The sequence below is a fragment of the Pseudoalteromonas sp. NS-SX12 genome (assembly GCF_057367955.1).
In genome coordinates this window covers 761,654-774,009 of sequence record NZ_CM170634.1, presented here as the reverse complement: position 1 = coordinate 774,009, position 12,356 = coordinate 761,654, and the positions used below count along the sequence as shown (strand labels likewise).

Below are 12,356 nucleotides of genomic sequence, written 5' to 3'. Positions count from 1 at the left end.
GAATTGGTCAGTATAATGGGCATCCACTTTGCAGGGGCGTAGTTCCAATTGGTAGAACAGCGGTCTCCAAAACCGACGGTTACGGGTTCGAGTCCTGTCGCCCCTGCCACTTTAATTCGAAGTCTAAACCTGATAGTTTATTTTCTTGTTACTAAGTAGATTATAAAGTTTGGATTTTAAGGATTAACCTCGTCTAAGCACCGGGGTTGTTGTGTCTGGTATTAAGGTAAATTAATTATGAGCGCAAATGTAGAAGCTCCATCAAGCTCAATGGATGCATTAAAATGGATTGTAGCAATTGCACTGCTAGCAGGTGCAGTTGTAGGCAATTACATGTTTGAAGATCAATCTGTATTATTACGTGCAGTTGGTGTAGTAGTAGCGATTGCCGCAGGTTTGGGCGTTGCCTCGTTAACGGGTAAAGGACGTGAGTTTATTGCGTTTGCCAAAGAAGCGAAGCTAGAAGTACGTAAAGTGGTGTGGCCAACACGCCAAGAGACGGTTCAAACAACGTTTATCGTAATGATTGCAACAGTAGTAATGGCGCTTATCCTTTGGGGTCTAGACGGTGCATTATTTAGAATTGTTGGCTTTTTAACTGGATTGGAGATCTGATCCCATGGCGGATGAGAACAAAGAAAAGAAACTACGCTGGTACGTAGTACAAGCATTTTCTGGTTTTGAGAAACGCGTAGCTCAAACAATTATTGAGCATATTAAAATCCAAGGCCTAGAAGACAGCTTCGGAGAGGTATTAGTACCGACTGAAGAAGTTGTAGAAATGAAATCAGGCCAAAAACGTCGTTCAGAGCGCAAGTTCTTTCCAGGCTATGTACTGGTAGAAATGGATATGAACGATGCGAGCTGGCACTTAGTAAATAGCACGCCACGTGTAATGGGTTTCATTGGCGGTACATCAGACCGTCCTGCGCCTATCAGCAAAAAAGAAGCTGATCGTATTCTTAACCGTCTGCAAGAAAATGCAGATGCACCTAAGCCGGCTACATTGTTTGAGCCAGGTGAAGTGGTACGTGTTATTGATGGTCCATTTGCTGACTTTAACGGTGTTGTTGAAGAAGTTGATTACGACCGCAGCCGCGTAAAAGTGTCTGTACTTATTTTTGGTCGTTCTACACCAGTAGAATTAGAATTTGGTCAGGTTGAAGCTGACAAATAATTCTTAACTGATCATATTGAAAAAGGCCGCTGGTTAATCTATAATCAGCGGCCTTTTGTTATCTGATGATAGCAAAAGCTAAGAATTTTTTAATTTTGGGAAGCCGCTTGAGTACGTGTCCTCGCACGCACAAGGCTAAGACCCATTAAATGAGGTTATTAAAATGGCAAAGAAAGTTGAAGCTCTAATCAAGCTACAAGTTGCTGCTGGTATGGCTAACCCTAGTCCTCCAGTAGGTCCTGCACTAGGTCAACATGGTGTTAACATCATGGAATTCTGTAAAGCGTTCAACGCACGTACAGAGTCTATCGAGAAAGGTGCTCCGGTTCCTGTAATCATTTCTGTTTACAACGACCGTTCATTCACTTTTGATATGAAAACTCCACCTGCATCTTACCTTCTTAAGAAGGCTGCAGGTATCAAGTCTGGTTCTGGCCGTCCTAACACTGAGAAAGTTGGTACTGTAACACGTGCACAACTAGAAGAGATCGTTGAGACTAAACGTCCTGACCTTACTGCTGCTGATATGGACGCAGCTGTACGCACGATTGCAGGTTCTGCACGTGCAATGGGCTTGAATGTAGAAGGGTAATTGAGAATGGCTAAATTAACTAAGCGTATGCGCGTAATCCGCGAAAAAGTTGACGTAACTAAAGAGTACGAAATCAACGAAGCTGTTGCTCTTCTTAAAGAACTAGCTACTGCTAAATTCACTGAAAGTGTTGACGTTGCTGTAAACCTTGGCATCGACGCTCGTAAATCAGACCAAAACGTACGTGGTGCAACTGTACTACCACACGGTACTGGTCGTGAAGTACGCGTTGCTGTATTCACTCAAGGTGCAAACGCAGATGCTGCTAAAGAAGCTGGTGCTGATTTAGTAGGTATGGACGACCTTGCTGAGCAGGTTAAGAAAGGCGAAATGAACTTTGACGTTGTTGTTGCTTCTCCAGATGCAATGCGCGTTGTTGGCCAACTAGGTCAAATCCTAGGTCCACGTGGTCTTATGCCTAACCCTAAAACTGGTACTGTAACGCCTAACGTTGCAGAAGCAGTTAAAAACGCTAAAGCTGGTCAGGTTCGTTACCGCAACGACAAGAACGGTATTATCCACACTACTATCGGTAAAGTAGATTTTGATGCAAACCAACTTCAAGAAAACCTTGAAGCGTTAATCATCGCTCTTAAGAAGGCTAAGCCTTCTCAAGCGAAAGGTACTTTCCTTAAGAAAGTAAGCATCTCTACTACGATGGGTGCTGGTGTTGCTGTAGACCAAGCTACTCTAAATACTCAAGTAGTATAATTTAGAGAATAGCGTTTACATGGCGCAAAAATTAGACTATAATTTTGCGCCATTTTGTTGAGTTATGAAGTTTTCTTTAATTCAACAATAAAACCAAATTCGGGTTGGAGTCTATAATTTCGCGCTTGTTTCAAGCAAAAGCGATAAATTAGGCTTTCGTCCAAGACCGTAGGTGCAAACCATTAGGTATGCTTAATCTCCTACGTAGACGGTGTGAATCCCCAGCAAGATTTTTCCTAATCTTCTGGCTCTCGCCGTAAAAAGCACTTTTAATCTTAATTTTGATTAAAAGATGAGTAAACAGGGGCTTGTCCCCATAGAACCAGGAGTAACACCCATGGCGTTAAATCTTCAAGACAAAAAAGCAATTGTTGCTGAAGTTAACGAAGCTGCCAAAGGTGCTCTTTCTGCAGTTGTTGCAGATTCTCGTGGTGTAACTGTAGATGCTATCACTGCCCTTCGTAAAGAAGCTCGTGAAGCAGGCGTTTGGATGAAGGTTGTTCGTAACACTTTAGCTAAACGTGCTGTTGAAGGTACTGATTATGAGTGTCTAAATGAGTCGCTAGTTGGTCCTAGCTTAATCGCTTTCTCTTCTGAGCACCCAGGTGCTGCAGCGCGTATCTTTAAAGATTTCGCGAAGAAGAATGAAAACTTTGAAGTTAAAACGGCCGCTTTTGAAGGTAACGTTGTAGACGCAGATATGCTTGCTACATTACCAACATACGACGAAGCAGTTGCACGCTTAATGAGCGCTATGAAAGAAGCGTCTGCTGGTAAATTGTGTAAAACAATTGAAGCAGTACGTGTACAGAAAGCTGAGCAAGCTGCTTAATTTTAAGCTGTTTTTTGTTCTTTTTCGGTGTAAAGTATTTTTTGAACCCTTAATGGTTCGTAATTATTAGGAAATTTGAAATGTCTGTATCTAAAGACCAAATCCTTGACGCTATTGCTGAAATGTCAGTAATGGAAGTTGTTGAACTAGTTGAAGCTATGGAAGAGAAGTTCGGCGTAACTGCAGCTGCTGCTGTTGTTGCTGCTGGTCCTGCTGAAGCTGCTGAAGAAAAGACTGAGTTCGACGTAATCTTAGCTGCTGCTGGCGGTAACAAAGTTGCTGCAATCAAAGCTGTACGTGGCGCAACTGGTCTTGGCCTTAAAGAAGCTAAGGCGCTTGTTGAGTCTGCTCCTGCACCAATCAAAGAAGGTGTATCTAAGGAAGAAGCTGAAGCACTTAAGAAAGATCTTGAAGAAGCTGGTGCTGAAGTTGAGATCAAGTAATCTAGCTTATGCTAGATTAGCTGCCTGACCAAAAATCAGGCAAGGGCTGGTGAATTTTTATTCACCGGCCTTTTTGCGCTGTAGAGCTCCGGCTTTGCAATCGCACAATAATTAGCTAAGTTGTTTAATTATTAGTTTTGCAACCAACTGATTTTTAATGTTTTTAGCTAATTAAAAAATTGGTGTTGCAGTATTGGCCACAGTGCCAAGTTAGTCTGTTCATTATTATGAGCAGTTGGGTCAAAAGTCAGCAAGCTGAGGAACCCCATGGCTTACTCTTATTCTGAAAAGAAACGTATCCGTAAGGATTTTGGTAAACGTCCACAAGTGTTGGATGTGCCGTTTCTACTGTCTACGCAGTTAGAATCCTTTAAAAAATTCTTAAGTCCGGACGCAGAAGGCAATCACGGCCTTGAAGCAGCATTCCGTTCTGTTTTCCCGATCAAAAGTTACTCGGGAAATTCTGAGCTACAATACGTAAGTTATCGTATTGGTGAGCCAGTATTTGATGTTAAAGAGTGTCAAATCCGCGGTGTGACTTATTCTGCACCATTACGCGTTAAGCTACGCTTAGTGCTAATGGACAAGGAAGCACCAGGCACAGTTAAAGACATTAAAGAGCAAGAAGTATACATGGGCGAAATTCCGCTCATGACCGATACAGGTACTTTTGTGATCAATGGTACTGAGCGTGTAATCGTTTCTCAGCTACATCGTTCACCAGGTGTATTCTTCGATAATGACCGTGGTAAAACGCACTCATCGGGTAAAGTTTTATATAATGCACGTGTTATTCCTTACCGTGGTTCTTGGTTAGATTTCGAATTCGATCCAAAAGATAACCTATTCGTACGTATCGACCGTCGTCGTAAACTACCAGCGTCTATCATTTTACGCGCACTAGAATATTCAACTGAAGAAATTCTAGATATGTTCTTCGAAACTACAACTTTCGAAGTAGCAGACGGTAAAGTATTAATGGAACTTGTTCCATCACGTTTACGTGGTGAGACTGCGATCTTTGATATTAAAGATCCTTCTGGTGATGTGATTGTTGAATCAGGCCGTCGTATTACGGCACGTCACATCAAACAACTAGAAAAGAACAACGTTACTCAGCTAGAAGTTCCGCACGAGTACATCATTGATCGTGTTGTAGCGAAAAACTACATCAACGAAGACACGGGTGAAATTGTAGCTGAAGCAAATGCTGAGCTGTCACTTGAGTTAATGGCTGAACTTGTTAAAGCGGGCTTTAACAAGATTGAAACACTGTATATCAACGAAGTTGATAGCGGTGCATACATGTCAGAAACTGTACGTGTTGACCCAACAAATGATCGTTTAGAAGCGCTTGTTGAAATCTACCGCATGATGCGTCCTGGTGAGCCACCAACGCGTGATGCAGCAGAAGCACTATTCGATAACTTATTCTTCTCTGAAGAACGTTACGACCTATCACAAGTTGGTCGTATGAAATTCAACAGCCGTGTTGGCCACGAAGAAGGTTACGGTGCAGGTACACTAAGTAAAGAAGATATCGTTGCAGTTATGAAGGTTCTAATCGACATTCGTAACGGTAAAGGTGACGTAGATGATATCGACCACTTAGGTAACCGTCGTATTCGTTCTGTGGGTGAAATGGCAGAAAACCAATTCCGTGTTGGTTTAGTACGTGTTGAGCGTGCAGTACGTGAGCGTTTAAGCTTAGGTGATCTTGATGCAGTAATGCCACAAGACCTAATCAATGCTAAGCCTATTTCTGCAGCGGTTAAAGAATTCTTCGGTTCATCGCAGTTATCTCAGTTTATGGACCAAAACAACCCGCTTTCAGAAGTAACGCACAAGCGTCGTATCTCAGCATTAGGTCCAGGTGGTCTAACGCGTGAGCGCGCAGGCTTCGAAGTACGTGACGTTCACGTAACTCACTACGGTCGTGTATGTCCAATCGAAACGCCTGAAGGTCCGAACATCGGTCTAATCAACTCGCTTTCAACATACGCACGTACTAACGACTATGGTTTCCTAGAAACTCCATACCGTAAAGTAATTGACGGCGTTGTAACTGACGAAGTTGATTACCTATCTGCAATCGAAGAAGGCCAGTTTGTAATTGCACAGGCAAACGCAAACTTAACTGAAGAAAACCGTTTTGTTGATGAGCAAATTCCATGTCGTCACAAAGGTGAATCAACCTTTATGCCTAGCGACAGCATCCAATATATGGATGTATCGCCACAACAGGTTATCTCAGTTGCAGCAGCACTTATCCCATTCCTAGAACACGATGATGCGAACCGTGCACTAATGGGATCGAACATGCAACGTCAAGCAGTACCAACATTACGTGCAGACAAGCCGTTAGTAGGTACAGGTATCGAGCGTACACTTGCGAAAGATTCAGGTGTAACAATCGTTGCTAAGCGTGGCGGTGTAGTTGATTACGCTGATGCGAGCCGTATCGTTGTAAACGTAAATGAAGATGAGCGCGTTCCAGGTGAAGCGGGTATCGACATTTATAACCTAACTAAGTACACACGTTCTAACCAGAACACCTGTATCAACCAAAAACCAACGTGTATGGTTGGTGAGCCGGTTGTTCGTGGTGACGTACTTGCTGATGGTCCTTCGACAGACTTAGGTGACTTAGCACTAGGTCAAAACCTTCGCGTGGCATTCATGCCATGGAATGGTTATAACTTCGAGGATTCAATCTTACTATCAGAGCGTGTAGTTCAAGAAGATCGTCTAACCACGATTCATATTCAAGAACTTCAGTGTATCGCGCGTGATACCAAGTTAGGTCCAGAAGAAATTACAGCTGATATTCCTAACGTAGGTGAATCTGCACTTGGCAAACTTGATGAATCGGGTGTTGTATACATCGGTGCTGAAGTTAAAGGCGGTGACATCTTAGTTGGTAAAGTAACACCTAAGGGTGAAACGCAGCTAACTCCAGAAGAAAAGCTACTACGTGCTATCTTCGGTGAAAAAGCGTCTGACGTTAAAGACAGCTCATTACGTGTACCAAACTCAGTATCTGGTACGGTAATCGACGTTCAAGTATTTACTCGCGATGGTGTTGAAAAAGACAAGCGCGCACTTGAAATCGAAGAGATGCAAGTTCGTGAAGCGAAGAAAGACTTCAACGAAGAATTTAAGATCCTTGAAGAAGGTGTCTTAAGCCGTGCTCGCAAGCTACTTATCGCTGCTGGTATGGATGAAGCATCACTTGCAGGTCTTGCTGCAGACAAGCTACTAACACAAAGCCTAGCTGATGAAGCACAACAAGGCGAGTTAGAGCAACTTGCTGAACAGTATGACGAATTAAAAGCGGATTACGATAAGCGCTTTGAAACTAAGCGTCGTAAGATCACTCAAGGTGACGATTTAGCACCAGGTGTTCTTAAGATTGTTAAAGTTTACTTAGCTGTTAAACGTCGTATTCAACCGGGTGATAAGATGGCTGGTCGTCACGGTAACAAGGGTGTTATCTCGACAATCGTACCAGTAGAAGATATGCCTTACGATGACCGTGGTCGTACCGTAGATATCGTTCTAAACCCGCTAGGTGTACCATCACGTATGAACATCGGTCAGATCTTAGAAACTCACATGGGTCTTGCTGCACGTGGTATCGGTGAACGCCTAGAAGACATGATGAAAGAACAGCGTGAACTTCACGAATTACGTGAATTCATCGCTAAAGCTTACGCATTAGGTGATTGTCGTCAGAAGGTAGATATTGCAAGCTTCTCTGATGATGAAATCCGTCGCTTAGCTGAAAACCTAAAAGGCGGTTTACCAATCGCAACTCCAGCGTTTGACGGTGCAAAAGAAAGTGAAATCAAAGAGCTACTTGAGCTAGGTGGATATCCTTCAAGTGGTCAGGTAACACTTTATGACGGTCGTACAGGTGATGAGTTTGAGCGTAAAGTAACTGTAGGTTACATGTACATGCTGAAACTAAACCACTTAGTAGATGACAAGATGCACGCTCGTTCGACTGGTTCTTACAGCCTAGTAACTCAGCAGCCACTTGGTGGTAAAGCTCAGTTCGGTGGTCAGCGTTTCGGTGAGATGGAAGTATGGGCACTAGAAGCATACGGTGCTGCTTACACGCTACAAGAAATGCTTACTGTTAAGTCGGATGACGTTAACGGCCGTACTAAGATGTATAAGAACATCGTAGACGGAAACCACAAGATGGAACCTGGTATGCCAGAATCGTTCAACGTATTGTTGAAAGAGATCCGCTCACTAGGTATCAACATCGAGCTGGAAGAAGAATAAGCCGATTCGGCGCTTCTCTGTAGACACAGAGTCAAGCGCCTTTCGCGAACGAATAGCTGGGGTGGCTAAAATGGACCGCCCCCAAGATTAACCTCCTTTAGGAGAGCTAAGGTGAAAGACTTACTTAAGTTTCTGAAGCAACAAAACAAGACCGAAGAGTTTGATGCGATCCGCATCGGTCTAGCTTCGCCAGATATGGTACGTTCATGGTCATTCGGTGAAGTAAAGAAACCTGAGACAATCAACTACCGTACTTTCAAGCCTGAGCGCGACGGCTTATTCTGTGCTCGTATTTTCGGCCCAGTAAAAGACTATGAGTGTTTATGTGGTAAATATAAGCGCTTAAAGCACCGTGGTGTTATTTGTGAAAAGTGTGGCGTAGAAGTTACATTAACTAAGGTTCGTCGTGACCGTATGGGTCATATCGAGCTAGCTAGCCCTGTAGCGCACATTTGGTTCCTTAAATCATTACCGTCTCGTATCGGCCTAATGTTAGACATGACATTACGTGATATTGAGCGCGTACTTTACTTCGAATCATTCGTAGTAACAGAGCCAGGTATGACAACGCTTGAGCGTGGTCAGCTATTAGGTGAAGAAGAATACCTAGATGCATTAGAAGAGCACGGTGACGAGTTCGAAGCTAAGATGGGTGCAGAAGCTGTACTTGATCTACTTCGTGACCTTGACCTTGGTCAGCTAATTGCAGAAATGCGCGAAGAGTTACCAACAATTAACTCTGAAACTAAGCGTAAGAAGATCACTAAGCGTCTTAAGCTGATGGAATCATTCCACCAATCAGGTAACAACCCTGAGTGGATGATCATGACTGTATTACCAGTTCTTCCACCAGATCTACGTCCACTAGTACCACTAGATGGCGGTCGCTTTGCAACATCTGATCTGAACGATTTATACCGTCGTGTTATCAACCGTAACAACCGTCTGAAGCGTCTTTTAGACTTAGCTGCACCAGACATTATCGTACGCAACGAAAAGCGTATGTTACAAGAAGCGGTAGATGCACTACTTGATAACGGTCGTCGCGGTCGTGCGATCACTGGTTCTAACAAGCGTCCACTTAAGTCGCTTGCAGACATGATCAAAGGTAAGCAAGGTCGTTTCCGTCAAAACCTTCTTGGTAAGCGTGTTGACTACTCAGGCCGTTCTGTAATCACTGTAGGTCCTACACTGAAACTACACCAATGTGGTCTTCCTAAGAAAATGGCACTAGAGCTATTCAAGCCATTTATCTACGGTAAATTAGAGCGCCGCGGTATGGCGACTACTATCAAAGCTGCGAAGAAGATGGTAGAGCGTGAAGTACCGGAAGTTTGGGATATCCTTGATGAAGTAATTCGTGAGCACCCGGTTTTACTTAACCGTGCACCAACACTTCACCGTCTTGGTATCCAAGCGTTTGAACCAGTATTAATCGAAGGTAAAGCGATTCACCTACACCCATTAGTGTGTGCGGCATATAACGCTGACTTCGATGGTGACCAAATGGCGGTACACGTACCGTTAACATTAGAAGCACAGCTAGAAGCACGTGCACTAATGATGTCAACCAACAACATTCTTTCACCAGCGAATGGTGAGCCAATCATCGTACCTTCACAGGACGTTGTATTAGGTCTTTACTACATGACGCGCGATCGCATCAATGCGAACGGTGAAGGTTTAGTATTTAAAGACGCGAAAGAAGCTGAGAAAGCGTACCGTACAGGTGTTGCTGACTTACACGCACGCGTTAAAGTTCGTTTAACTGAAACGGTTATCAGCGAAGAAGGCGACAAGAGCGAAATTACACACCTAGTTGAAACAACAGTAGGTCGTGCGATTTTCTCACTTATCATGCCTAAAGGCTTACCATTTGAACTTGTTAACAAGGCAATGGGTAAGAAGCAGATTTCAGGTCTTCTTAACGAGTGTTACCGTCGTCTAGGTCTAAAAGACACTGTAGTGTTTGCTGACCAAGTAATGTACACAGGTTTCCACTACGCAATGAAGTCGGGTGTTTCTATCGGTATTAACGATATGGAAATCCCACCAGTTAAAGCTGAGATCATCGACGCTGCTGAAGCAGAAGTTAACGAAATTAACCAACAGTTCCAGTCTGGTCTTGTAACTGCGGGTGAAAAGTACAACAAAGTTATCGATATCTGGTCACGTGTAAATGAAAACTTATCACGTGAAATGATGGCAAACTTATCAAAAGATACTGTAATCAACGCGGAAGGTGTTGAGGAAGAGCAAGACTCATTCAACTCAGTATTTATGATGGCCGACTCAGGTGCACGTGGTAGCGCCGCTCAGATCCGTCAGTTAGCGGGTATGCGTGGTTTAATGGCACGTCCAGATGGTTCAATCATCGAAACACCAATCACGGCGAACTTCCGTGAAGGTCTAAACGTACTACAGTACTTCATCTCGACGCACGGTGCGCGTAAAGGTCTTGCCGATACCGCACTTAAGACAGCGAACTCGGGTTACCTAACACGTCGTCTAGTAGACGTTGCACAAGACTTAGTAATCAACGAGTCAGACTGTGGTACTGAAGACGGTCTAACAATGAAGCCGCTAATTGAAGGTGGTGACGTTGTTGAGCCGCTACGCGAGCGTGTATTAGGTCGTGTAGTTGCTGAAGACGTATTAAAGCCAGGTACTGAAGAAGTACTTGTTGAGCGTAACGTAATGCTTGACGAAAAACTGTGTGACCTTTTAGAAGAGAACTCAGTGGACGAAGTACGCGTACGTTCAGTTATCACATGTGATAACGACTTTGGTGTATGTGCTAACTGTTACGGTCGTGACCTTGCACGTGGTCACCTAATTAACCCAGGTGAATCAGTAGGTGTTATCGCAGCTCAATCAATCGGTGAGCCGGGTACACAGCTTACGATGCGTACCTTCCACATCGGTGGTGCGGCATCTCGAGCGTCTGCAGAGAACAGCGTACAAGTTAAGAACAACGGTAGCTTAAAGCTACACAACGCGAAATACGTTCTTAACTCAGATGGTAAGATTGTAATCACATCTCGTTCAACTGAAATCACAGTTATCGACGAGCACGGTCGTGAGAAAGAGCGTTATAAAGTACCTTACGGTGCGGTTCTTTCAGTACAAGATGGTGCTGAAGTAGCTGGTAACGATATCGTTGCGACATGGGATCCGCATAGTCACCCAATCATTGTTGAACACGAATCAAAAGTTCAGTTCAGCGACATTGATGACTCAAACGTAGAATCGCAAACAGACGAGCTTACTGGTCTTACGCGTATGGTTGTTAAAGACCTAGCGAAAGTTAACGCGAAAGAGCCTAAGTTAATCATCGAAAATGATGAGCGCGGTCTTCAAGAAATCCGTATTCCTTCATTCACTACAATTGAAGTGACAGATGGTTCAACGGTTGCGGCTGGTGCAGTATTAGCACGTATCCCGCAAGAAGGTTCGAAGACACGCGATATCACCGGTGGTCTACCTCGAGTTGCTGACTTATTTGAAGCGCGTAAGCCGAAAGATCCAGCAATTCTTGCAGAAATCACAGGTACAGTTAGTTTCGGTAAAGAAACTAAAGGTAAGAAACGCTTAGTTATTACACCAGAGCAAGGTGATGCATACGAAGAGATGATTCCTAAATGGCGTCAGCTTAACGTGTTCGAAGGTGAATCAGTATCGAAAGGTGAAGTTATCGCCGACGGTCCAGAGTCACCACACGATATCCTTCGCCTACGTGGTGTAACTGATGTTGCTAACTACATCGTAAACGAAGTACAAGAAGTATACCGTTTACAAGGTGTAAAAATTAACGATAAGCACATCGAAACTATCATTCGTCAGATGATCCGTAAGTGCATCATTCTAGACGGTGGTGATACAGAATTCCTAGCAGGTGAACAAGTTGAAGTGGCGCGCGTAAATATCGCAAACCGTGATCTTGAAGAGCAAGGTAAGATTCCAGCTAAATATGAAATTCAGCTAATGGGTATTACTAAAGCATCACTTGCGACAGAATCATTCATTTCTGCAGCATCATTCCAGGAGACAACTCGTGTTCTTACTGATGCAGCAGTAAATGGTAAGAGCGATGAATTACGTGGTCTTAAAGAAAACGTAATTGTAGGTCGCTTGATTCCGGCGGGTACTGGTTTTGCCTACCACCAAGACCGTATCAATCGTCGCAAACAAGGTGAAAGTGTTGAAGAGCAAACAGTTAGTGTAGATGAAGCATCACAAGCACTAACCGATGCACTTAATGCTGGCATCGAAGGCGAGCAAGAATAACCTTAATCGCAACTCGCACAT

At 43.8% G+C, this 12,356-nt stretch carries 8 protein-coding genes and 1 tRNA gene; all 9 read left to right on the top strand.

Annotation, left to right across the window (positions count from 1 at the left end; translation table 11 throughout):
• Window positions 1–32: 32 nt before the first annotated feature.
• The 9 genes from AC2IOM_RS03685 (at window position 33) to rpoC (ending at window position 12,335) form a co-directional block, all read left to right on the top strand.
• Window positions 33–109: transfer RNA gene (locus AC2IOM_RS03685), tRNA-Trp, on the top strand.
• A gap of 128 nt (window positions 110–237) precedes the next feature.
• Window positions 238–615, top strand: a complete 378-nt coding sequence (gene secE, locus AC2IOM_RS03680; RefSeq protein WP_010562293.1) for a preprotein translocase subunit SecE — start codon at window positions 238–240, stop codon at window positions 613–615.
• A gap of 4 nt (window positions 616–619) precedes the next feature.
• On the top strand, window positions 620–1,177 hold the full coding sequence (gene nusG, locus AC2IOM_RS03675) for a transcription termination/antitermination protein NusG (protein WP_010562294.1): 558 nt from the start codon (window positions 620–622) through the stop codon (window positions 1,175–1,177).
• Between the two features lie 163 nt (window positions 1,178–1,340).
• On the top strand, window positions 1,341–1,769 hold the full coding sequence (rplK, locus tag AC2IOM_RS03670; protein WP_010387320.1) for a 50S ribosomal protein L11: 429 nt from the start codon (window positions 1,341–1,343) through the stop codon (window positions 1,767–1,769).
• Window positions 1,770–1,775: 6 nt separating this feature from the next.
• Window positions 1,776–2,480: a 50S ribosomal protein L1 gene (rplA, locus tag AC2IOM_RS03665; protein WP_010562295.1), complete on the top strand. Its 705-nt coding sequence runs from the start codon at window positions 1,776–1,778 to the stop codon at window positions 2,478–2,480.
• 337 nt (window positions 2,481–2,817) lie between these two features.
• On the top strand, window positions 2,818–3,312 hold the full coding sequence (rplJ, locus tag AC2IOM_RS03660) for a 50S ribosomal protein L10 (RefSeq protein WP_010562296.1): 495 nt from the start codon (window positions 2,818–2,820) through the stop codon (window positions 3,310–3,312).
• Between the two features lie 80 nt (window positions 3,313–3,392).
• Complete coding sequence (rplL, locus tag AC2IOM_RS03655; protein ID WP_010562297.1) at window positions 3,393–3,755, top strand: 50S ribosomal protein L7/L12; 363 nt, start codon at window positions 3,393–3,395, stop codon at window positions 3,753–3,755.
• Window positions 3,756–4,022: 267 nt separating this feature from the next.
• Window positions 4,023–8,048: a DNA-directed RNA polymerase subunit beta gene (rpoB, locus tag AC2IOM_RS03650; protein WP_105171161.1), complete on the top strand. Its 4,026-nt coding sequence runs from the start codon at window positions 4,023–4,025 to the stop codon at window positions 8,046–8,048.
• Between the two features lie 111 nt (window positions 8,049–8,159).
• Window positions 8,160–12,335, top strand: coding sequence for a DNA-directed RNA polymerase subunit beta' (rpoC, locus tag AC2IOM_RS03645; protein ID WP_486359158.1), 4,176 nt, complete (start codon window positions 8,160–8,162; stop codon window positions 12,333–12,335).
• Window positions 12,336–12,356 lie beyond the last annotated feature (21 nt).